The organism is Methylobacterium sp. WSM2598 (assembly GCF_000379105.1).
Taxonomy (GTDB): Bacteria; Pseudomonadota; Alphaproteobacteria; order Rhizobiales; family Beijerinckiaceae; genus Methylobacterium.
In genome coordinates this window covers 2145338-2167160 of record NZ_KB900609.1, presented here as the reverse complement: position 1 = coordinate 2167160, position 21823 = coordinate 2145338, and the positions used below count along the sequence as shown (strand labels likewise).

At 70.1% G+C, this 21823-nt stretch carries 22 protein-coding genes and 1 pseudogene; 13 read left to right on the top strand and 10 right to left on the bottom strand.

Features of this window, described 5'->3' with window-relative positions; all coding sequences use genetic code 11:
- Positions 1-49: 49 nt before the first annotated feature.
- Positions 50-991, top strand: a complete 942-nt coding sequence (locus MET2598_RS0110175; protein WP_012332602.1) for a glycine--tRNA ligase subunit alpha — start codon at positions 50-52, stop codon at positions 989-991.
- Between the two features lie 91 nt (positions 992-1082).
- A complete protein-coding gene (gene glyS, locus MET2598_RS0110170) occupies positions 1083-3197 on the top strand; it encodes a glycine--tRNA ligase subunit beta (RefSeq protein ID WP_018260764.1) in 2115 nt (704 codons plus the stop codon).
- Positions 3198-3561: 364 nt separating this feature from the next.
- On the opposite strand, the gene MET2598_RS0110165 is transcribed toward glyS, so the two are convergent.
- On the bottom strand, positions 3562-5325 hold the full coding sequence (locus MET2598_RS0110165; RefSeq protein WP_018260763.1) for a hypothetical protein: 1764 nt from the start codon (positions 5323-5325) through the stop codon (positions 3562-3564).
- A 132-nt stretch (positions 5326-5457) separates the two neighbouring features.
- Entirely contained in the window at positions 5458-5667 is a 210-nt protein-coding gene (locus tag MET2598_RS42130) for a hypothetical protein (RefSeq protein ID WP_198293010.1), read from the bottom strand.
- Between the two features lie 310 nt (positions 5668-5977).
- On the opposite strand from MET2598_RS42130, the gene MET2598_RS43355 reads away from it, so the two are divergent.
- Together MET2598_RS43355 and MET2598_RS0110150 are read left to right on the top strand one after the other, a co-directional pair.
- Complete coding sequence (locus MET2598_RS43355) at positions 5978-6112, top strand: hypothetical protein (protein WP_012332606.1); 135 nt, start codon at positions 5978-5980, stop codon at positions 6110-6112.
- Positions 6113-6266: 154 nt separating this feature from the next.
- Positions 6267-6575, top strand: a complete 309-nt coding sequence (locus MET2598_RS0110150; protein WP_012332607.1) for a hypothetical protein — start codon at positions 6267-6269, stop codon at positions 6573-6575.
- A 284-nt stretch (positions 6576-6859) separates the two neighbouring features.
- On the opposite strand, the gene MET2598_RS0110145 is transcribed toward MET2598_RS0110150, so the two are convergent.
- A complete protein-coding gene (locus MET2598_RS0110145; RefSeq protein WP_012332608.1) occupies positions 6860-7054 on the bottom strand; it encodes a hypothetical protein in 195 nt (64 codons plus the stop codon).
- Positions 7055-7731: 677 nt separating this feature from the next.
- Here MET2598_RS0110145 and MET2598_RS0110140 point away from each other — a divergent pair.
- Positions 7732-8457 carry a class I SAM-dependent methyltransferase gene (locus MET2598_RS0110140; RefSeq protein WP_236728704.1) on the top strand — a complete coding sequence of 242 codons (726 nt, stop codon included), beginning with the start codon at positions 7732-7734 and terminating at the stop codon, positions 8455-8457.
- An 80-nt stretch (positions 8458-8537) separates the two neighbouring features.
- On the opposite strand, the gene MET2598_RS42125 is transcribed toward MET2598_RS0110140, so the two are convergent.
- A complete protein-coding gene (locus MET2598_RS42125; protein WP_012332610.1) occupies positions 8538-8693 on the bottom strand; it encodes a hypothetical protein in 156 nt (51 codons plus the stop codon).
- Between the two features lie 262 nt (positions 8694-8955).
- Here MET2598_RS42125 and MET2598_RS0110130 point away from each other — a divergent pair, with 262 nt between their 5' ends.
- Positions 8956-9141, top strand: a complete 186-nt coding sequence (locus MET2598_RS0110130) for a hypothetical protein (protein ID WP_012332611.1) — start codon at positions 8956-8958, stop codon at positions 9139-9141.
- Positions 9142-9149: 8 nt separating this feature from the next.
- On the opposite strand, the gene MET2598_RS0110125 is transcribed toward MET2598_RS0110130, so the two are convergent.
- On the bottom strand, positions 9150-9368 hold the full coding sequence (locus tag MET2598_RS0110125; protein ID WP_012332612.1) for a hypothetical protein: 219 nt from the start codon (positions 9366-9368) through the stop codon (positions 9150-9152).
- Between the two features lie 250 nt (positions 9369-9618).
- Here MET2598_RS0110125 and MET2598_RS42120 point away from each other — a divergent pair, with 250 nt between their 5' ends.
- A complete protein-coding gene (locus MET2598_RS42120; RefSeq protein WP_012332613.1) occupies positions 9619-9774 on the top strand; it encodes a hypothetical protein in 156 nt (51 codons plus the stop codon).
- A 76-nt stretch (positions 9775-9850) separates the two neighbouring features.
- Here the strand turns inward: MET2598_RS42120 and MET2598_RS0110115 are convergent, their stop codons facing one another.
- Positions 9851-10096: a hypothetical protein gene (locus MET2598_RS0110115; RefSeq protein ID WP_012332614.1), complete on the bottom strand. Its 246-nt coding sequence runs from the start codon at positions 10094-10096 to the stop codon at positions 9851-9853.
- Between the two features lie 337 nt (positions 10097-10433).
- Between MET2598_RS0110115 and MET2598_RS0110110 the strand changes: the two genes are divergently transcribed.
- On the top strand, positions 10434-11141 hold the full coding sequence (locus tag MET2598_RS0110110) for a hypothetical protein (RefSeq protein ID WP_012332615.1): 708 nt from the start codon (positions 10434-10436) through the stop codon (positions 11139-11141).
- 51 nt (positions 11142-11192) lie between these two features.
- On the opposite strand, the gene MET2598_RS0110105 is transcribed toward MET2598_RS0110110, so the two are convergent.
- Together MET2598_RS0110105 and MET2598_RS0110100 are read right to left on the bottom strand one after the other, a co-directional pair.
- A complete protein-coding gene (locus MET2598_RS0110105; protein ID WP_012332616.1) occupies positions 11193-11780 on the bottom strand; it encodes a hypothetical protein in 588 nt (195 codons plus the stop codon).
- Positions 11781-12856: 1076 nt separating this feature from the next.
- Positions 12857-13750 carry an FkbM family methyltransferase gene (locus tag MET2598_RS0110100; RefSeq protein ID WP_236728703.1) on the bottom strand — a complete coding sequence of 298 codons (894 nt, stop codon included), beginning with the start codon at positions 13748-13750 and terminating at the stop codon, positions 12857-12859.
- Positions 13751-13934: 184 nt separating this feature from the next.
- Between MET2598_RS0110100 and MET2598_RS0110095 the strand changes: the two genes are divergently transcribed.
- Positions 13935-14225: a hypothetical protein gene (locus tag MET2598_RS0110095; RefSeq protein WP_018260759.1), complete on the top strand. Its 291-nt coding sequence runs from the start codon at positions 13935-13937 to the stop codon at positions 14223-14225.
- 36 nt (positions 14226-14261) lie between these two features.
- Here the strand turns inward: MET2598_RS0110095 and MET2598_RS40975 are convergent.
- Positions 14262-14580: pseudogene (locus MET2598_RS40975) on the bottom strand (transposase); the annotation flags it as partial.
- 236 nt (positions 14581-14816) lie between these two features.
- Between MET2598_RS40975 and MET2598_RS0110085 the strand changes: the two are divergent.
- Together MET2598_RS0110085 and MET2598_RS0110080 are read left to right on the top strand one after the other, a co-directional pair.
- The gene (locus MET2598_RS0110085; protein WP_018260757.1) at positions 14817-15656 is read left to right on the top strand and encodes a class I SAM-dependent methyltransferase; all 840 of its coding nucleotides are present in this window, start codon (positions 14817-14819) and stop codon (positions 15654-15656) included.
- 956 nt (positions 15657-16612) lie between these two features.
- Positions 16613-17590, top strand: coding sequence for an AraC family transcriptional regulator (locus MET2598_RS0110080; RefSeq protein ID WP_018260756.1), 978 nt, complete (start codon positions 16613-16615; stop codon positions 17588-17590).
- 211 nt (positions 17591-17801) lie between these two features.
- On the opposite strand, the gene MET2598_RS0110075 is transcribed toward MET2598_RS0110080, so the two are convergent.
- The gene (locus tag MET2598_RS0110075; RefSeq protein WP_012332621.1) at positions 17802-17984 is read right to left on the bottom strand and encodes a hypothetical protein; all 183 of its coding nucleotides are present in this window, start codon (positions 17982-17984) and stop codon (positions 17802-17804) included.
- 379 nt (positions 17985-18363) lie between these two features.
- On the opposite strand from MET2598_RS0110075, the gene adh reads away from it, so the two are divergent.
- Both adh and MET2598_RS0110065 read left to right on the top strand, forming a co-directional pair.
- On the top strand, positions 18364-19884 hold the full coding sequence (gene adh / locus MET2598_RS0110070) for an aldehyde dehydrogenase (RefSeq protein WP_012336432.1): 1521 nt from the start codon (positions 18364-18366) through the stop codon (positions 19882-19884).
- Positions 19885-20551: 667 nt separating this feature from the next.
- Positions 20552-21790, top strand: a complete 1239-nt coding sequence (locus MET2598_RS0110065) for an acetamidase/formamidase family protein (RefSeq protein ID WP_236728702.1) — start codon at positions 20552-20554, stop codon at positions 21788-21790.
- Positions 21791-21823 lie beyond the last annotated feature (33 nt).

Below are 21823 nucleotides of genomic sequence, written 5' to 3'. Positions count from 1 at the left end.
CTTGGGGAGGCCCGCCCGTAAACGGGCCGGGCCTGTCCGCGAGAACCCGATGACCGCCACCGACGACGCCCTTCAGCCGACGCGCTCGTTCCAGGGCCTGATCCTGACGCTGCAGCGCTTCTGGGCCGCGCAGGGCTGCGTGATCCTGCAGCCCTACGACATGGAGGTGGGCGCCGGCACCTTCCACCCGGCGACGACCCTGCGGGCGCTCGGGCCCCGGCCGTGGAAGGCCGCCTACGTGCAGCCCTCGCGCCGCCCGAAGGACGGGCGCTACGGCGAGAACCCGAACCGGCTCCAGCACTATTACCAGTTCCAGGTCATCCTGAAGCCGAATCCGCCCGACCTGCAGGACCTCTACCTCGCCTCGCTGCGGGTAATCGGGGTCGACCTCGCCCTCCACGACATACGCTTCGTCGAGGACGACTGGGAGAGCCCGACGCTGGGCGCCTGGGGCCTCGGCTGGGAATGCTGGTGCGACGGGATGGAGGTGAGCCAGTTCACCTACTTCCAGCAGGTCGCGGGCTTCGAATGCGCCCCGGTGGCGGGCGAGCTCACCTACGGGCTCGAGCGCCTCGCCATGTACGTCCAGGGCGTCGAGAACGTCTACGACCTCAACTTCAACGGCCTCGACGGGCCGGAGCGGGTCAGCTACGGCGACGTGTTCCTGCAGGCCGAGCAGGAATACTCGCGCCACAATTTCGAGGCGGCGGATACCGAGATGCTCTTCCGCCACTTCCGCGACGCGGAGGCGGCCTGCCGCCGCTACCTCGACTTCGGCGAGCCAGGCCCGGCGGCGAACGACGCCCGCCACCGGATGGCGCAGCCGGCCTACGACCAGTGCATCAAGGCGAGCCACGTCTTCAACCTGCTCGACGCGCGCGGGGTGATCTCGGTGACGGAGCGCCAGAGCTACATCCTGCGGGTGCGCGACCTCGCCAAGGCCTGCGGCGCGGCGTGGCTGCGCACCCAGGCGGGGGGCGCGGCCGGCTGAGGCGCCCGAGGATCCTCTTCCGCGACGCCCCTCCCCGGCTCTCCGCCGTCCCGTCCGAGGCCCGCCCGCCTCCCCCGATCCCCGGTGCCCGATGCCCGACCTCCTGCTCGAACTCTTCTCCGAGGAAATCCCCGCCCGCATGCAGCGCAGGGCCGCCGAGGACCTGCGCAAGCTCGTCACCGACGCGCTGGTCGAGCGCGGCTTCCTTTACGAGGGCGCCAAGGCCTTCTCGACGCCCCGGCGCCTCGCCCTCCACGTCGCGGGGCTCCCCGTGCGCGGCCAGGACGTGCGCGAGGAGCGCAAGGGACCCCGCGTGGGCGCGCCCGAGGCCGCCGTGCAGGGCTTCCTCAAGAGCGCCGGGCTCGCGAGCCTCGACCAGGCCCGGGTCGTCGCCGACCCGAAGAAGGGCGAGTTCTACGTGGCGGTGATCGAGCGGCCCGGCCGCGAGACGCTCGACGTGCTGGCCGAGATCCTGCCCGCGATCATCCGCGCCTTCCCGTGGCCGAAATCCATGCGCTGGGGCGCGGCCTCGGCCGAGCCCGGCGCCCTGCGCTGGGTGCGCCCGCTCCACGCCATCGTGGCCACGTTCGGTCCCGAGACCGAGACGCCCGAGCGGGTGCCCTTCCGGGTCGACGGGATCGAGGCGGGTTTCACCACCTACGGCCACCGTTTCCTCAGCCCCGGCCCGATCGAGGTGCGCCGCTTCGCCGATTACCTGCCGGCGCTGGAGCGCGCCAAGGTCGTGCTCGACGCGGATCGCCGCAAGGACATCATCCTGCACGATGCCCGCGACCTCGCCTTCGCCCGCGGCCTCGACCTCGTCGAGGACGAGGGCCTGCTGGAGGAGGTGGCCGGCCTCGTCGAGTGGCCCGTGACCCTGATGGGCGCCTTCGACGCGAGCTTCCTCGACATCCCGCCCGAGGTGATCCGCGCCACGATCCGGGCGAACCAGAAGTGCTTCGTCCTGCGCGCGCCCGCGGCGGATCCGGCGGCCAAGGGCCGCGAGCGGCTCGCCAACGCCTTCATCCTGGTCTCGAACCTCGCCGCCTCGGACGGCGGGGCGGCGATCGTGGCGGGCAACGAGCGCGTGGTGCGGGCCCGGCTCTCGGACGCGAAGTTCTTCTGGGAGACCGACAGGAAGATCCCCCTGGCGGAGCGCCTGCCGAAGCTCGACGACATCGTCTTCCACGAGAAGCTCGGCACCCAGGCGGCGCGGGTCGGCCGCATCGCCGCCCTGGCCCGGGCCTTCGCCCCGGTGGTCGGGGCCGATCCGGCCGAGGCCGAGCGGGCGGCGCGCCTCGCCAAGGCCGACCTCGTCACCGAGATGGTCGGCGAGTTTCCCGAATTGCAGGGCCTGATGGGCCGCTACTACGCGGAGCTCCAGGGCGAGCCGGAGGCGGTGGCCGCCGCGATCGAGGAGCACTACAAGCCGCTCGGGCCCGGCGACCGGGTGCCGACCGGGCCGGTCTCGGTGGCGGTGGCGCTCGCCGACAAGCTCGACACCCTGGTGGGCTTCTGGTCCGTCGACGAGAAGCCGACCGGCAGCAAGGACCCCTACGCCCTGCGGCGGGCGGCGCTCGGCGTGATCCGCCTCGTGCTCGGCGCCGGGGCGCGCCTGCCCCTCCTCCCCGCCCTCGCGGCGGCGGCGGGCGGGCACGGGGCCGCGCCGGGCGGCTTCGCGGCGGACCTCCTCGGCTTCTTCGCCGACCGCCTCAAGGTCCACCTGCGCGACCAGGGCGCCCGCCACGACCTGATCGACGCGGTCTTCGCCCTGCCGGGCCAGGACGACCTGCTGCTGGTCGTCCGGCGGGTCGAGGCGCTCGGCCGCCTCCTCGACACCGAGGACGGCACCAACCTCCTGGCCGGCTACCGGCGCGCGGCCAACATCCTGCGCATCGAGGAGACGAAGGACGGCCGCGCCCATGACGGCGCGCCCGACCCGGCGCGCTTCGCCCTGCCCGAGGAGACGGCGCTCGCCGAGGCCCTCGCGGCGGCGCGGGGCGCGGCCGAGCGGGCGGTGGCGGCGGAGGATTTCGAGGGCGCCATGCGGGCCCTCGCCGGCCTGCGCGCCCCGGTCGACGCCTTCTTCGACAAGGTCACGGTGAATGCCGAGGACCCGGCCATGCGGGAGAACCGCCTCGCGCTCCTCGGCGCCCTGCGGACCGCGACCCTGGCGGTGGCGGATTTCTCCCGCATCGAGGGGTGATCCGTTTTCCGCAAAGTCAGTTCCGGAAAACGTATGATACGGGATCCGCTTGATCGAAGCGGATCCCGTCTCACGCGCCTGAGCGGCGCCTGAGCGAAGCCCAAATCCGCCATCCCGGAGGGATCGAGCGGATTGGGTATGAGTTGCGCACCGGCTTCGCCGTCCCTCACGGATGAAACCTGAGCGTGTATAAGATCAGAGTCTCGCACGCCAGCATAGCGAGTTTCTATTTAGAGGCTGCCCGAGCAGCCGCATGCGGGCGGGCCGGCGGCACCCTCGGGCGGATCGGGCCGCGAGACGGCCGCTCGGGTCATCGTCCCCGCGCGGTTCCCGCCGCCGAGCCGAGGCCCCCTCGCATGCAGGTTCAGGGCACCGGGACGGGCGTCGTCGCGCAGGGGATCGGCAGCGGCACCCGCGCCCGCGGGGTCACGAATTCGGGGATGCCGAGCCGGTGGCCCTGCTCCGCCGCGAAGGTGGCGATCCGCCCGCGCCCGCACAGGGTTTCGAGCTGCGCGGCGTCCATCGCCTGCAGGTGGAGCCGCAGCGGGCGGTTCGAGAGGTCGGGCGCGTTGCGCACGAGGTCGGCCGCGAAGGCGAGCCTGTCGTCGTTGACGACGACGATGTCGGCCTCCGCGCGGGCGATCGCCGCGTCGGCCGCCACGTAGGGGGCCGCGAAAGCGTGCGCCACGCGCGCGTGCACCGGAAGCACCAGGGCGAGGCAGGCGAGGCAGGCAAGGCCCACGCTGCCGCGCGCCCGCGCGAGCGCGTCGGGCGCGCGGCCCCGCGTCGCCTCGATCCAGCCGGCGGCGGCGAGCAGGCAGGCGCTGCCGATCATCCCGTGCAGGTAGCGGTAGCCCCAGCCGTGGCCCTGGAAGGGCGAGAGAACCGCCATCGCCGCGCAGGTGAGCAGGAGGCCCGCCGCGAGCGGCCGCAGCACCCCGTCGCCCCGGCGCAGGGCCGGCCAGGCCAGGAGGCCGAGCGGCAGGACCAGGGGATTCTCCCAGATGAGGAAGCGCACGAGGTTCTTGACCATCTGGTCGCGCGCGAAGGGGCCGACCGTGCCGATCTGCTCGGCGGCGCGCGCCGCGAGGTAGCCGCCCCCCAGGCCGGCGCCGGCTTCCTGCTGCGCGAGCCCGGAGGCTGCCACGGCCAGCTTCCAGTACAGCACCCAGACTATTCCGATCAGGGCGTAGGCCGCGAGGTAGAAGCCGGCGAGGCGCCAGCGCCGGGCCGGCAGCAGGCCCGCCAGGAAGGGAAGCGCGAACAGGGGGTGGAAGACGATCTGGTGCAACCCGCAGGCCAGGAAGGCGACCACGGCGGCGCCCGCGTGGCCGAGCCGCCCGCCCCGCAGGAAGAGGCGCAGCCAGAGCAGGTTGAGGGTGAGGTGGGCGGTCATCGCGTAGGCGGTGGTCGCCGTCACCAGCACCTGCGGGGCGGTGGCCAGGAGCAGGCCCGCGAGGATCGCGGCGTCGGGTCTGGCCGGCCACAGGCGCCGGGCGACGGCGACGACGAGCCACGCCGCCGCCGCGGCCAGGATCGGTCCGGTCAGGGCTTCGAGGCCGAGGAGCCCGAAGCCCGCCCGAAGGGCCGCGTTGACCGGCAGGTAGGACGAGACCCAGCCCGCGTGCCCCGGGACGGGGAGCAGGAAGAAGGGCGCCAGGGCCGGGGCGTAGTCCCGCCACGCCTCCGGCAGCGGTGCGACGAGGTGCCCGCTCCCGATGATTCGCGCGTCGAAGACCGCCATCGCCTCGTCGTAGGAGAGCGGGTGGCCGCGATGGAGCAGGAGGGTGAGGCCGGCCGCCGCCGCCGCGACGCCCGCGGCGAGGACCGCGCCGCCCCGTCCGGGCCGGGCCGCCAGCCGATGCCAAGCGGCCGGCACTCCGGCGCGCGCCCGGAGCCCCGCGAGCGCCAAGAGGAGGCTCAGGGCGACGGCGCCCGAGGCCGCCCGGTCGGTGTTGAAGAACACCGTCACGAGGCTGCCCTCGGCGAGCAGCCCGAGGGGCAGCAGCAGCGCGACCGCTGCGACCGTGAGGAGCCCCGCCAGCAGGCCGAGTCGCAGGCCGCGGAGCGCGGGCGAGGGTCGACCGAGGGACCAGCCGTCGACGGACGGTGCTTGCGGGAGAGACATGACGCACCGCGGTGATCGGGCGTCGCCGCGGTGCGCCGACGCGGGAACGGCCGCGGCGACCCGCCGCGAGGCACGTGCCCAGTCTAGGCGGGCCTCGGTAAACGATTCCCGACCGCGCGCCGGCGGCGCGGCTCAGGCAGCGTTCGGGATGGCGTCCGGGATGGCGTCCGGCCGCGCCCGCCGCATCACGGCGAGGCCCCAGGACTGGAACAGGTAGTAGCCGTTCCACCGTGCCGCCTGCCGGGCCGCCGCCGAGACGAAGCCGCGGGGCGCATCGGCGACGTCGTCGATGACCGTCACGAACTGCCAGGCCGGCATCCGGATGAATGACGGAACGGGCATCCAGGCCGGCACTGCACAATAAAGCTCCCGCTTCTGTGCACTGCAAAACAGATTATATGAAGCCGCCTCGCTATTCATGCGCGTCATCCCTGGCCGCAAGTCTTCGTACTTTGGTCGAAGATGACGTGTCAAGCCCAATAGAGTGTGTTGCGCCGGACTTGCTGACGGAGGATGTCGGAGAGTTTGCGGTCGGTCCGGCCGGGCGGCGGACCGATGATCGGCTTTATTGGTCGGGTGCGGCCATATCGCGCGCGACCGGAGCGCGTGCCGGGGCGTTGCCCCGCCGGATCCCGCCAACCAGGAGATCGTCATGGATTCCGATACGTTCCGCGACCGGTCGGGCCGCACGCTCGACGACGCCGATCAATTGAGCAGCGTGATCCTGCTCGGTCTCGCGGTCGCGGGCGGTGCCGTGGCGGTGGCCGTCCTGACCTTCCTGGCCTGAGGCGCGCGCCGGCCCGGATTCGCGCCGATCGATTGTGTGCAAAAAAATTTGCTCGCACGACGCGAACCCTCGCCTGGCTGGCGACTCGCCTGGCTGGCGACTTGGCCCGGCAGGTCGGCGGCCCGCCGCCCCTCCCCTCACCTCAAGGAACACCATGATCAGGCTCGCCACGGCCGCGCTCGCGCTCGGCCTCCCCACCTGCGCCCTCGCCCAGATCGTCGAGACCCCGGTTCGGATCCCGGGCGGTGCCGTCCTGGTCGCCCCCGCCTCGCCGGACGTCACCGGCTCGCTCGGCGCGCCCGACAAGAGCGGCCCGGGTGCGGTGGAGGTCGTGCCCGGCCGGACCGGCGCGAGCACGCTGGAATCCGATTCCGCGGCGGGCGCGAACGCCGAGCAGACGACCCGTCCCGTTCCCCAGTACGGGCGGAACGGCGGCAACGGGTCCGGCGGCGGCGGCCAATAGCCGCCCGTCCTTCCGCGCATCGCCCTCTCCCCATGCTGAGCTGCAGACGCGGGCTGCCTCGAAGCCCGCTCGACGGTCACCCGTTCGGATCACCGTTCAGGATGCTTCGGGGCGCAGCTCTCGCTCGCCGCCCGTCATGAGGAAGGGGGGGATTGCCGGCACCGTCCGGCCTCATCGCCTGTTTCTTCTCGAGGGAGATCCGCGCCAGACCGGCCCGCGGCCCGAGACGACACCTCGAATTCCGGCGGGGCGATCGCGCCGGACATTGCGGGATGTTCGCTTGCTCAGTCGAGGTGCTGGCGGGGGAACTCGGCGAGCGAGGCATCGATCGCGTCCGCCACGCTCAGGGCGGTCCCGATCACCAGGAGCGTCAGTCCTGCCGCGATGAGGCCGATCGCCTCGACCGGCCGCCACGCGCCGCGCCGGGTCCTCCGGCGGGCCTGTCCCGGACGGGCCGGGTGGGCGATGACACGGGACATGGGCGACCTCACCTCGCTCCCGGCCCGCTGCCGCCATGGCCCGGACCGGCTGGTATCAGCGTAGCGTTATGCCGTGGTGGTTAACGTCCGGTTTCACGCCAGCTCTCGGCAAGGTTTGTCCGCTCAAGCCGCCCGCTCGATGCTTCACGAACCGCGTCGCCCATCAGTTGAGAGCGGAGGTCGACCGTGGTCGTGCAGCGCATCCGGGCTGGGATAAAGGTCGGCGGGCGACGCGCCCGGATCTCCTGGCCGTTCGCGCCGCGAGACCGTGCGCGCGTGAACCCGCGGGCGGTTCCCGTATCCTGCGTTCACCCGAGGCCGGATGCGGCGGGCGAGAACGATCTTCCGTAGAGTTGAAGAGATCGCTGCGGCGGGAAATCTGCGCGATATGCGCTACGCAGTCTGACCGTCTGTATCCGTCAGCTTCGCATGGTATCGCTCGTCCGACCGGGAGCGGTTTCGTAGGGGCAGGCGATATGAGTATTGCACGGACGGATCGCGCGCGCGGACCCTGTGCTGGCCGCTTTCGTCCGGATTTCGTGCGGTCATTCGGGCGTTCCGGCCCGCGGCACGACATCGTGTCCTTCGCTGTCTCGGCTTTCAACGCGATGGATCGCGACCTCTTCGGAATGCTGAGCGCCGCTTCCCGGGATTGGAATCGGAGCAACGGGCGACGCGTGGTTCGGCTGCTCGACGTGATCCTCGGACAGGTCGCCAAGCGGCAGCTCGACCGCGTCGCGGTGCTCAACCTGTCGGGCCTGAACGAGGGCAAGCCGGATCCCCTGCTGTTCGACCTCGTCGCCGAGCGGATCGGGCCGGGGCGCCTGTCCTGGACGGTGGTCGATCATCCGCTCTCGCAGACCTTCACGGAGCCGACGATCCGCGGCTGGCTCGACGCAAGGGGCATCGCGCGCCTGCCCCGCGATCTGCGGGATCCCGATTGCCGGTTGCCGGAGGGCGACGCCGACGTCGTGATCTGCACCGAGATCCTGGAGCACCTCGACTACACGGTGGCGATGCGGCTGCTGCGCGGCGCCTGCGGGGCCCTGAGGCCGGGCGGGCTGCTGGTGATCACCACGCCGAACGCCGTCTTCCTCGAGCATCGGATCCGGTTCGCCCTCGGCCAGTGGGATTTCCTGCACTTCATGGACGGGCCGGACGATGCCGAGCGCGGCCTGCTCGGCCACGTGATGTACTACGACGGCGCCCGGCTGGCCCGCATGCTGCGGCTGATCGGCTTCGTGGGCGTGACGCCCGGCACGTTCAACGTCGGGCACGGGCCGGGCGAATTCCGCAACATCCTGACGCGCATCGCCGCGCTCACGCTGCACGCGATGACGTGGCTGGTCCCGCATTCGGGCCAGGTCCTGATGGTGCGGGCGGAGAAGCCGCTCGACGCGTGACGCGCGGGCGGGAGCCGACCGCGGCGCGATCGGATCCCGCAGCGGGTCTCGGAGCCGCGCCGCGGGAGGTCGTGCGTCGCTCAGCCGATGCTGTAGGTGCGCTCGATCACCACGCCGCAGCTCTCCGCGAGGCTGAAGGCGAGTTCCCGCGTGAGCCCGAAGATCAGCGGACGATCCCCGCGCAGGAGGGTGTAGCTGCCGTCAGGTTTCACGGTGATGCGCACAGGCTCGGACATCGGCGTCTCCCTGAATCCGGCCAGCTCACCCAGCGGTGGCCCGCATCTTATCCGGCGCAGGCTAAGCTGATTCGCGTCCGGGAAGAAGACCTGCCGATTCGGGAAGAAGGCCTGCCGATTCGGGAAGACCTGCCGATTCGGGAGGAGGCCGAGGGGAGGCGCCGTGCCGTCCGCGTCCCGAACGGCGCGCCCTGGACGGGGGGGCGCCGCGACCCGATCTTCCGCGGGTCGGGCCGCGCGCCCGCCGGTGCGGGACCGGACGATGCCGACGGATGATCCTCGGGAGGATGCCGACCAGCGCGGGCGCGCGCTCCTCGCCCTCGCCCTCGTCGCCGCGCTGGTGCTCGGGAGCGTCTGGGTGTTCACGACCCTGCGGCGCGAGGCGCAGCGGGAGGATTGCCTCGCCGCGCACCGGCGCGATTGCGACCGGCTCGCGGATTCGCCCTGACGCGGCGCTCAGCGGCCGGGATTCAGCAGGCGCCGCACCTGATCGTAGAATTCCACGGTCTTGTCCTTCTCGACCGGACCCTTGTCGTCGTTCGACGCCACCGCCATGGTCTGGGCGTCGAGCCGCCCGTTGACGTTGACGCCGAACCTCGGATCCGTGTCCTGAAGGTGCTTCGCGATCATGCGCAACGCCGTTTCGATCACGCGGATCCTGATCTCGTCGTCCATGGCCTTGTCCGGGTGCGGGGCAGCGAAACGCGGGCGGATTTCGCACGGGCGAGAGAGTGGTCCGGGCGTATTAAGAAAGCGTTGACTCTCGGGCGCGCGGGCCGGTCGCGGCAGGCGCGCCCCGGCAGCCGGGCCGGAGCGGCCCGGGCCATGCCCGCGGCGCATGCCTGACCGTTGGCATCTGGCATACCAACGAAAATGGTGCGGTGCCATATATGGTGCATCGCACAACGCAGACCGAGAGCCTCCGATGATCGCCTTCGCCCTTCTCGGCCTCGTCGCCGCCCTCGCCGCCAACGCCTCGCTGGTCCTCGTCGCGGCGGACCGGCTGACGCCTCCGGCGGATCGCACCCCGCTGGTCGCCGGGAACGAGAACGACCTGCTGGCGGCGAAGCTCGCGGCCTGACCGGCCGCCTCCCCGGACAGGATCGACCCCGCGCGGCTGGAGCTGCGCGGGGTTTTTCGCGCGCGGTCCGGGCGGCTCAGTTGCGCGCCGCCCGCATCCGGTGACGCTGGATGCCGATCACGCGGCGATCCCGGTCCCATAATTCGATGTCGAACGGCACGTCGAGGCCGCGCGCCTTCAGCAGCGCCTCGACGTCGTCCTCCGCGTCGATGCGTTCGACTCCGACGATGTGGTCCTGTCCGTCGATGAGGTAGGCGCGATAGCTCAGTCCCGCGAGCGATTCCGCCTCGCGCGGGCGCGGACGATTGCAGCGGCAAGTCATTGGTACCCCGCCTCGTTCGGGCGGGAGATTCTGGTCTCCCCGAGAGGCAGGTTTTACTTACTTTGAAGCGCTGTCAAGTGGTAATCGGCGTTATCTCGAAAGAGTAATCCGGTATATCAGCGCCCCGCCGGTCCACTCGGCCGATCCCGGCGGGTGCGGATGGTGGGTCGAGGGTGGCCGGAGCCGGACGTCAAGGAATCGCGGCCTCGGTACTCTTTCGGCTTCGCCCGCCGCCGCAAACCGGGTAGGTGTCAGGCCGTCCGCGCGCGCCGGACCTCGCCGCCGGCGCGCGACGAGTCCTGCCGACGCCGGGTGCGCCGCTGATGACATCCGATCGATGATCAGTTCATCCGATTTCGTGACCCGGTTGCTCGAGGCCAAGCAGTGGATGCTCGATCTCGCGGCGCCCGCCATTCAGGCCGTACGGACGCTCGATCGCGACACCTGGCTCCTGGGCGGCGTGGCGGCCGGCCTGCTGGTCCTGGCGCTCCTCCTTCGCGTCCTGGCCCGGCGCGACCGCACCGCCCGGGACCTGGTCGAGGCGACGCAGCGCGCGGTCGCCCTCCAGGCGGCCGGGATGGAGCTGCAGCGGGAGGCGAGCGAGCGTCAGCTGCGGGCGTATGTGGGGGTGACCTTCGCGTCCTTCCAGCGCTTCGCGCCCGGCCAGGACCTCGTCGTTCAGATCGAGCTGCGCAATCACGGGCTGACGCCGGCCCTCGACCTCGTGGCGAATTTCACGCTCGCGGTCGAGCCCTTCCCGGCGGCGAGCCTGCCGAGCGTGACCGCGGCGGCGGACCGCCTCCCCTGCATCGTGGGTGCGCGCGAGACGCGCCTGGTGACCCGGCGGGTCAACCTCCAGGCGGCGCCCGGCGTGGCGGAGCGCCTGCTGAGTTCGGAACTCGGCCTCTACCTGGTCGGTCAGGTGACCTACCGCGACGTGTTCGGCCGCGAGCACCTCACCAGCGCGACCCTGGTCGCGAGTGGGGACCGGATCCGCGGCCGCGAGCCCTTCGTCCTGTGCGAGGGCGGCAATGCCGTGACCTGAAGCGGGCCGCAGGTCGACCGCCGCGGCGGCGGCCCGCTTCCGACCCTGGGCTCAGCGGCAGACGCGATCGAGCTTGAAGCCCCCGGGTCCGCTGAACCCGGCGAAGCGGCAGCCGCCGAAGGTGCCCTCGAAGCCGTAATCGTTCTTCCCGGTCTTCCAGGTGGCGCCGCGGCCGCCGTTCCAGCTCGCGGTCCGGTAGCCGGCGGGCCGCTCCGCCCGCCGCGGGGCCTCGACGAGGTCGCGGTCCGCGACGCGGCCGCGGCGCGGCGCGGCGACGGGCTCGGGGGCCGGGGCGGGCTCCTCCACGGCGGCGACCGGCCTGGCCTGCGGCGCGGATTGCGGGGCCGGCGGGGCGGCGACGTAGGCCTGGTTCTGCCCCTCCGCCCGCGGCAGGTCGATCACGCGCGGCGCGGGCCGGGTGCCCTGAAAGCGCTCGTCGGCGTCGGTCTGCGTCGTGGGCGCCAGGGTCTTCACCTCGGCGTAGCGTTTCGGCGCGGGGCGCGCCGGAGCCTCGGCCACGGCCGGCCCGGGCTGGGCGGCGGGCAGCGCGCTCGGCGGGCTCATGGTGAGGTTCGCGTGGGCGACGGTGCCGAGCCCGACGGTGAGGATCGCGGCCGTGGCAAGCGACTTGCTGATCATGGTGAACTCCCGTGCGGCGGCCCGGGCAGGGCGCGCCCCGATGGTGTCTGATGCCACCCGTCGGGCTCGTTCCTCCTCGCCCTCCAGGACGCGAACACCTTCGCACCGCTCGCGCCGGCGCGCCGTGCCGGGGCGCACGCGCGCGCCGCGCGGTCCGCGGCCGGCGCCGTGCACGTCCGGATCCGAGAACGCCCGCCATCCCGGGCCGCCTCGCCCGACGCGACGGCTCATCCGAACCGGAACACATCCGAGTCGCCGGATTTCACCGCGCCGAGCGGTCCGCCTCCTGCGACGAATTCAGGGTGATGTCCGCTTCGACGCTGCGCCAGCCGACCCAAGTCGTTGACCGTCCGGGACGCGGTCGCCGCAGCCGCTCCGCATTCCACCCGATGCGATGCAGGCGATCCGCGCCATGCCGCCGCGACGCCGGAGGAGGCTCATACGCCATCCGGTTGATGGCTTCGCCATCTCCCATTTCGGCAATGCGGATGTCGTCCGCGCTCAGGCGCCGCGCTCAGGCGCCGCGCTCAGGCGCCGCGCTCAGGCGCCGCGCGGGCTTGGGATACGGGATCCGCTTCGATCAAGTGGATCCCGGATCACTTGATCTTTGTTCGCCACCTCGACTTCGGCGCACAGCGTCGCGCCGTCGTGCCCGTCCCGTATGCGCGGCAGCGGGGAGCGTCGCGGCTCCCGAGGCGCCGGCCCCGGAATCGTTCGTGCCGGCCCTCGCCGCCCGGCCCGCTGCGCGCGCCCGGCCAAGCCGTCGATGGTGGACGGGACCCACTGTCCATTGACAGTCCAACCGGGCCACCTCCTGGCGGCTGATCACCCTTGGGGCTGATCACCCTTGGGGCTGATCACCCTTGGGGCTGATCACCCTTGGGGCTGATCACCCTTGGGGCTGATCACCCCGGCGCCGAACCGTTCGAGCGTGGCGGCCCCCGGCGCCGGGGGCAACCAGACTTCGACGTGAATCGGCACGATAGCGAGGCCATCGGCGCCCTGTGCCGGGACCTCGCTGACATGGCGCCGCTGGATCCCCGTGAGGCGCAGGCCACTCGTCGGGAGCCAACCGGTCAGACGTGGCGACCGGGCGGAAGCAGCAGGACGTCCTGCGGGCGCATGAAGGACGGGCGGTCCCTGATCTCCGTGAAACTCAACCGCGTTCCGAGCGGCCGCAGCACGCTCTGCCGATGCAACCCGACTGCCAGGAATCGATAGTCGGGCGGCAACACGGCACGGACCCTTTCATAGAAATCGACCCCCTTGCGTTCGTAATAATTCGGTTCGACTTCCATCAGAATGACGGGGCGGTTCCGGGCGATTGTCTCATTTCCACCGGCGAGCACCTCGTCCTCATGGCCTTCCGTATCGATTTTTATGACGCTGATCGGCAAAGCGATCTCGTGCGCGACATAGTCGTCGAGCCGCATCGTCACGATCTTGGTTGTTTCAAATAAATTATCCTCAGTGCTAATGACGATCGCGGCGTTGCCGGTGCGCGATCCGTTCTGGAAATCCTCGCGCAGCGAGATTTCGACCGTTCCCGGCTTCGAGGAGAGCGCAGCCGGGATGATTGTCACGGTCTCATCGAGCGCGTTTATCAGGATGTTTTCCTGCAGGCGGTCGCGGTTCCCTGGGACGGGCTCGAAGGCAAAGACCCGCCCGAAGCGCCGCTGGTCTCGAACGACGATGCCGAGCGGGACTGTAAAGAAGCCAACATTGGCTCCAATGTCGAGCACCGCCGTCCCCGGCTCGATGAACCTCCTCAGAAGCTCTATTTTCTGCTGGTCGTAGGTGCGCAGATAGAACGGGCCCCGCTCTGTCGTCGAGCGCCGATCAACGAGCATGCGGTGCCCGGCGCTCATCGTCACTTGCCGAACAGGGTCTCTTCCCAGAATTTGCTCGGTCGCGTTCAGGGCATCAGCAAGACGACGTGCTCCACGGACGTTCGGAAGGTGAAGCGGCATTGGATGCTCCCCACTGAGACCGAGACTCAGCGAGTAAAATCTACATAAATTATGTAGTCAATTGCCGATTTAAACTCGTACCTACGAATGGCGATTGCAATCTCAGCGCAACTTGATTTCCCGCGAGTTATAAGGGCCCAAGTCGAACGCTTTCCGCTCAGCGGTGGGGCGCCGGTCGACGAGCATGCAGTGGCCGGCGCTGGTCGTTATCGTGCGGGCCGCCAGCGGGATCTGTGCCTCGCGGCAGGGCTCCGATCGGCTCGCCCGCCTCGCCGAGAAGGACGGGGCCGACACGCCCCTCGAGCGCGTGCTGGAGGGCGTCGCCCACGACTGCCCCTATCCGCCGCCCGACAGGGTGCGTGGGAACGCGTACGTGGCCCGCCGTCACGCCGGCTTCCCCGACCTGACCGGGCCGCCGAAGCCGCCCGTTCTGCCGCCGGCGCGCTGGGTGGGCCCGGGGCACGTCCGTCAATGAGGCCGCCTTTCGGGGTCGAGTTGGAGCGGCCACCGGTCAGGCGGCCTGCGGCGGAAGAGTGATCGCCTCCTCGATCAACGCCGGGGTGAGCCCGGCCATGCCCTCGACCTGCACGTAGCGGTGCTGCAGCGGCCACTCGTCGTTGGCTTCCGGCAGAAGCGCGCCGATCGGGCGCCTGATCACCCGCCTCGTTGCGGAAGATGCCGACCACCTCGGTGCGCCGCTTGGTCTCGCCGTTGAGGCGCTCCAGCGGGTTCGTGCTGCGGAGCTTGGCCCGATATTGGGCCGGGAAGCCCATGGAGGCCGGCACGTCCGGTTCTGCGGCGTCCATCAGGGCGGCGCGTTTCGGCACTCGAACAGGAGCACCGCCCAAAGCCCGCAACCCGCACCCTGGTCAGCCAAGCCCACTCACCGTGCACATAAAAAGGCCGGGGCAATCCCACCAGAGCGGGCGTGGACGCACGAGCATGAAGTCTGGCGGCCCGGTCATTCGCCTGGCCGGTCGGCGGCAGTAGTGGTGATCCCCGCAAGGCCGACGCATCGGCGGACGGCCGGAGCGAAGAAGACCACGCAGGAAGACGAGGGCATGCCATGAGCACCGTCATCGATTGCCGCCCGACCGCGGCCGCACCGGATCTCGCGGCCATCAAGGCCAGGCAGCAGCTGGCTTGGTCGTCAGGAGACTACGCCGTCGTCGGCACGACGCTTCAGATCGTCGGCGAGCAACTCGCGGAGGCGATGGACCTGCGCGCGGGGCAGGACGTGCTGGACGTCGCCGCCGGTAACGGCAACTTCACGCTTGCAGCCGCCCGCCGCTGGTGCAACGTGACCTCCACGGACTATGTCGAGCCCCTCCTGGAGCGCGGGCGGCTGCGGGCCGAGGCCGAGGGCGTGGCCGTCACATTCCGCAAGGCCGATGCCGAGAACCTTCCGTTCGCAGACCGGTCCTTCGACGCGGTCGCTTCCACCTTCGGCGCGATGTTCAGTCCCGACCAGGGCCGCACCGCGGGCGAGATGCTCCGCGTCTGTCGGCCCGGGGGTCGTATCGGCTTAGCCAACTGGACGCCGGACGGCTTCATAGGCCAGATGTTCAAGATCATCGGCAAACACCTCCCACCACCGCCAGGCCTCAAGTCCCCAGCCCTGTGGGGAACGCCGGAGTGGATCGAGACGAGTTTTGCTGCCGAGGCGTCCTCGCTCATCGCACAGTCCCGGCACTTCACCTTCCGTTACCGCTCAGTACAGCACTTCCTCGATACCTTCCGCACCTATTACGGCCCGATGCTGAAGGCTTTCGAGGCGCTCGGGGCTACCGCCAGGATAGCGCTGGCGCAGGATCTCACCGGCCTGATCGGGCACTTCAACAAGTCTGGTGACGCGACCGTGGTCGTGCCGAGCGAATACCTGGAAGTCGTCGTGACACGACGGTGAGGATGCGGCAGGCCACAGCAGCCGACGGCACCCGCCACCCTGTGCTGTGGCCCGAAGGCCTTATTCCGTCGCCCGGATCAGAAGCGGCGCGGGACGTCTCCCGACCCTGTCATCCGCTGTCCGGACGATCACGTCCGGACAGCGGATGACATGTCCGCGCGGCGCTTGAGCGACGCCGGCATCCGCATGGCGACGCAAGCCGTCGGATGTCGTATCACATTCCCACCGCGGGCCCGTAGCGCCAAGCTGATCGGTGGTGCGTGGATGGCGACAGCCGCCGCACGGGCCTCGAACGGGCCTCGACTTGCGCCATCTCGGCTCGGCGACCGCGCGGAGCGCCATGGCCCGCGCGCCGTCATCGCGGCAGCGTCCAGTTCCCGGCCGTTGCGGTCCGACGGAGCAACCTCGCCCTGACGGCATTCCACTCCGCTACCTCGGTCATGGTGCCCTTCCTCGGCGCCATCGCGGGCGCGGTGCAGTTCGTGCACCGCCACGTCGGCCGCGCTAGAGCATTGTCCGACGAAGTGGATGCCGGTTCGTCGCAGAAAATGCGGCAAGATCAAAGACCTAGAGCAGTACCCGATGGCCACGTGATCGGGTGCTGCTCTCACTCACGCCGGCCGCGCCGGTGCTGTATACTCGGCGCGATCCGATGGCCGCGGAGCTGCTCGGGATCGGAGCTCACGACGAGTCGCAGCACCGAACTCTTCGCCAGCACGGCGCTGGATTTAACGCTCGACCTGGCGCTCGACTTGGGGCAGCGGCGCCTGAGCGCCCCACGGATGTGCAGCGCCCCGGCGATCCGGCCGAGCTTCGGTTCGCACGGGGATCGAGGCTGCTGCCCATGGAGGCTCTTGCCCATGGAGGCTCTTGCCCATGGAGGCTCTTGCCCATGGAGGCTCTTGCCCATGGAGGCTCTTGCCCATGGAGGCTCTTGCCCATGGAGGCTCTTGCCCATGACGGCGGACGTGCTTTCGGATGTGCTCTCGGCGGTCCGGCTGACCGGCTCGGTGTTCTTCGACGTCACCGCCACCGCGCCCTGGGTCGCCGAGGCGCCTCCATCGGCGCAGATCGCGGGGGCCGTTCTGCCCGGTGCCCAGCACGCGATCGAGTACCACGTGCTCACGCGCGGCTCGTGCTGGATCTCCATCGTCGACGGTGCGCCGTTTGAGCCCGTGCGGTTGCACGAGGGCGACATCGCCATCATCCCGCATGGCGAGCCGCACGCCGTTTCCAGCGCGCCGGGGATGCGCGCCGGGCCCGATCTCGATGCTCACCGCCGGCCGAACGAGGTCGGCGGCCTGCCGATACGGTTGCGGGCCGGCGCGGGCAGCGCGGACGATGCCCACGTGATCTGCGGATTCTTCAGCTGCGATGTGCGCCCGTTCAACCCGCTGCTCGACGCGTTGCCACGCTTCGTGCGCGTCGGACGAGGCGCGTCGCCGGCGACGGACGGGTTGCTGAACCAGTTCGTTCTGCTCCTCTCGCACGAGACGAAGCACCGGCGCCCGGGCGCCCAGAGCGTTCTCAACCGGCTCTCGGAACTGATGCTCATCGAGGCGGTGCGGACCTACATGGACCAGCTCGACCCCGGGCACATCGGCTGGCTGTCCGGGCTGCGCGATCCGCTGGTGGGTCATGCCCTCGGGCTGCTGCACGCCGAGCCGGCCCGGGCCTGGACGCTCGAGGACCTCGCCGCCGCGTGCGGCGCGTCGCGCTCGGCGCTCGCCGGCAGGTTCACCCAGCTGACCGGCTATCCTCCCATCCAGTATCTCACCCGGTGGCGCATGCAGCTTGCGGCCAAGCGCCTGAGCGAGGGGGGCGCCAAGGTCGCCGCCGTGGCCCAGGACGTCGGCTACGACTCCGAGGCGGCGTTCAGCCGCGCGTTCAAGAAGTTTTCCGGCCGGTCGCCGAGCGAATGGCGGTCCGGCTGAGGCGATCCCACGGCGTCGGGCGCATGCCTCGCCAGGCCCCCGTTCCGCGCAGACGAACAGGGGGCAAGGTCGCAACGCACGGCGCCGCTGGGGAGTCTGGAGCCCCCGCAACGAGCCGGATGGCGGGCAACGCTCCCGGGCCTCTCCGCCGTTCCGAGTGCACCACACGTTCGCGAAGGCGAACAAGCCTCGCAATCCGCGAGCCTGCCCCTCACTCTTCGTCGAGCTGGTCGCGAATGTCGAAGGATGGCGGGCACTTGACGTTCGGGTTGTGGCACGCGTGACCCTCGACCTTGAACGAGAGCGAGCGGCCATCCGGCAGCGTCACCACGAAGCGGTCCCCTGCGATCTCGACCTGCGCGTCCGGGTGGAAGAAGTCCTCGTAGAGCTTCATGCCTCCCCTCCTCGTTCTCAAGGTCGGGGTCGCCCGCCCTCGGCCCCGGCCACCGGCCTCATCCGCCCGCCATTCCCGTCGTCAGAGGTGTGCGTCGAGATCTACGACGCGGTCGTCTCGTCTCGGAACAACGCCTGAGGCGGTTGCCGGCAGCCGCCAGGTGCGAGAGAATTTGCGCTGTCGCGCACGGCAGGTCGGCGCCTGCGCCGCCATCATCCTGGCCGCGAAAGTAATCTCATCGCGAGCTGATGTTGAGCTGGATCAATGCCGCTCATGGTCAGGCGTCCATACAGCAGGCGAAGCAGCTACCGTTTCAGCACATCAACGACGGCTCAGCATTCCACGGCTCCGCCGTGGGAGGTAGCTGCGGAGGAACGCCATGAACAAGCCGGAATTCCTGCGCGGCCAGACCGCCTCGCCGTTCGCGGCGCGCTACGACAACTTCATCGGCGGGCAGTGGGTGGCGCCGGCGGCGGGCCGCTACTTCGAGAACACGTCGCCGCTCACCGGGCGGCTGATCTGCGAGGTCGCCCGCTCCGACGCCCAGGACATCGAGCGCGCCCTCGACGCCGCCCACGCCGCCAAGGACGCCTGGGCCCGCACCGCCCCGGCCGAGCGCGCCCGCATCCTCACCAGGATGGCCGACCGCATGGAGGACAACCTCGACCTGCTGGCGCTGGCCGAGACCTGGGACAACGGCAAGCCGATCCGCGAGACCACCCACGCCGACATCCCGCTGGCCATCGACCATTTCCGCTACTTCGCCGGCTGCGTGCGCGCCCAGGAGGGCTCGCTCTCCGAGATCGACCACGACACCGTCGCCTACCACTTCCACGAGCCGCTCGGCGTGGTCGGCCAGATCATCCCGTGGAACTTCCCCATCCTGATGGCGGTCTGGAAGCTCGCCCCGGCCCTGGCGGCCGGCAACTGCGTGGTGCTCAAGCCCGCCGAGCAGACCCCGGCCTCGGTCCTGGTCCTGGCCGAGATCATCGGCGACCTGCTGCCGGCCGGCGTGCTCAACATCGTCAACGGCTTCGGCCTGGAGGCGGGCAAGCCGCTGGCCTCCTCGCCGCGCATCGCCAAGATCGCCTTCACGGGCGAGACCTCGACCGGGCGGCTGATCATGCAGTACGCCAGCCAGAACCTGATCCCGGTGACGCTCGAGCTGGGGGGCAAGTCGCCCAACATCTTCTTTGAGGACGTGATGGCGCGGGACGACGCGTTCCTGGACAAGGCGCTGGAGGGCTTCGCGATGTTCGCCCTCAACCAGGGCGAGGTCTGCACCTGCCCGAGCCGGGCGCTGGTGCAGGAATCGATCTACGAGCGCTTCATCGAGAAGGCGGTGGCGCGGGTGGAGGCGATCCGGCAGGGCTCGCCGCTCGACCCGGCCACGATGATCGGCGCCCAGGCCTCGGGCGAGCAGCTGGCCAAGATCCTGTCCTACATCGACATCGGCCGCCAGGAGGGGGCGCAGCTGCTGACCGGCGGCGAGCGGGCGGTGCTGGCGGGCGAGTTCGCCGAGGGCTTCTACGTGAAGCCGACGGTGTTCCGGGGCCACAACCGGATGCGGATCTTCCAGGAGGAGATCTTCGGGCCGGTGCTGTCGGTGACGACGTTCAAGGACGAGGCCGAGGCGCTGGCGATCGCCAACGACACGCTCTACGGGCTGGGCGCCGGGGTGTGGACGCGGGACGGGACGCGGGCCTACCGCTTCGGGCGGGAGATCCAGGCCGGCCGGGTGTGGACGAACTGCTACCACGCCTACCCGGCCCACGCGGCGTTCGGGGGCTACAAGCAGTCGGGCATCGGGCGCGAGACCCACAAGATGATGCTCGACCACTACCAGCAGACCAAGAACCTCCTGGTCAGCTACTCGCCAAAGGCCCTCGGCTTCTTCTGAGACCCCGCTCCCCCGCCGGCCTTCGGGCCGGCGGACCGCCCTCCTTCGAGCCATCGACCGGGCAGCGGCGCATCGCATGGCGGCTCAACCGAAGCGTGAAGAGTCGAGCGCGTCGGAGCGTCTCACCTCGCCTCCCTGAGCCTGCGCAGGGCTTCCGCCGCCGGGACATTCCTCCGCCCGCCCTGCCAGCGCCGCTGCGCGCCCCCACGCTGTTCGCAAGCGCGTCGCCCGATCGGATGCGGGCCGGCACTCTTGCGGGCGCTGACGTGCCCCCACGGCGCTCGTCGGTGGCGGCCCCGCTCTCGTCGCCGCATCACCACCACGCTCTCTCGAAGAATAACTGCTGTCGGCCGATCACCGGATTTCAAGCCAACCTCACGAGGTGGACTGGACGGACTGCTCGATGACGAGGCATGCTGCCTCCCGAAGAACAGAGGGAGGAAGTTATCCGATGCGGCAGAACCTCCTCTGTGGCGCTGCGGCCGTTGCCGCATTGGCCCTCGCGGGATCGGTCACTCCGTCTCGGGCTCAAGCCCCCCAGATCTTACCAACGCCCTCGGGGCGCCCGCAGGCGCCGAGCCCGGGTGCCCCGGCTCCCACCTCGCCTGCGCCGGCTCCCGGCCAGACAAAGCCGGCATCGCCCGACCTCAACGATCCCACGACGTTCTTGCCGTTCGTCTACGGCCCACTGCAGCAACAGGGCATGAACGCGCCCTCGCATCATGCCAAAGGCAAAGTTCATCTTCTGCCAGCCACTCCTGCCACGACGCAGTGGGGCTGGTTCGACAACTCCCAGCCGCCCGTGCTGAGAATTCAGTCCGGCGACACGGTCGCCATGGAAACAATGATGCACGCCCACAATCAAGTGGTTCCGGGCATCACAATCGATCAAGTCAAGAAAACCCGCACTGATTACCCGGGCCGGGGCCCTCACACGCTCACGGGACCTATTTACGTTGAAGGGGCAGAGCCTGGAGATGTTCTCCGCGTGCACATCAACAAGATCGTGCCGCGCGCCTACGCGACCAATTTCAATCTTCCAGGCCTGTTCGGTGAGTTTCCGAAAGACTTCCCGGAAGGACAGATCAGATTCTTCTACCTCGACCTCGACCGCAAGACCATGGAGTTCGCGCCAGGCATCGAGATCCCGCTCAGGCCGTTCCCGGGCACGACCGCGGTAGCCCGCGCGGAGCCTGGCCGGTACAGCTCGGTGCCACCCGGCCGCTTCGCCGGGAACCTCGATATCCGCGAACTCACGGAAGGCGCGACGCTCTACATACCGGTCTTCGTCCAGGGGGCCCTGCTGTGGTCCGGCGACAGCCACGCCGGTCAGGGCAATGGCGAGGTGAACCTCTGCGCCATCGAGACGGCGTTCAAGGAGTTGAACGTCACGGTCGACGTGATCAAGGGTGCGACGCTCGACTGGCCGCGCATTGAGACCCCAACGGACTGGATCACGGTCGGCTACGATCAGGATCTCAACAAGGCTCTCGACCTCCTGCGCGACCAGACCACGAGATTCATCATCGAACGCGACAAGGTCTCACAGGCGCAGGCCGAGCAGTCGATGCTGGAAAATTGGAATTGCCCGATCTCTGAGGTCGTGAACGTGGTCAAGGGCACATACTGCATGCTGCCCAAAGATGGAAGGAAGCCGACGCAGCTGCCGCGAGCCGAGACGCCGGAGGTTTTCGTCACGACGGGCAGGGACGCGGACCTGAACAGGGCGATGGACACGGCGTCGATGGCGATGATCAACATGCTCGTCGAGCGCAAGGAACTGTCGCGCCTGGACGCGTATGCGCTCGCGAGCATGGCGATGGACTGCCGCATCGCGGCACCCCGGGATGCCGAGAAAGAGGTCAGCTGCATGGTTCCCAAGAGCCTGTGGGTGAACCAGCGCTAGCCGGCCTGGCATCAGTGGGCAGCGACCGGATCC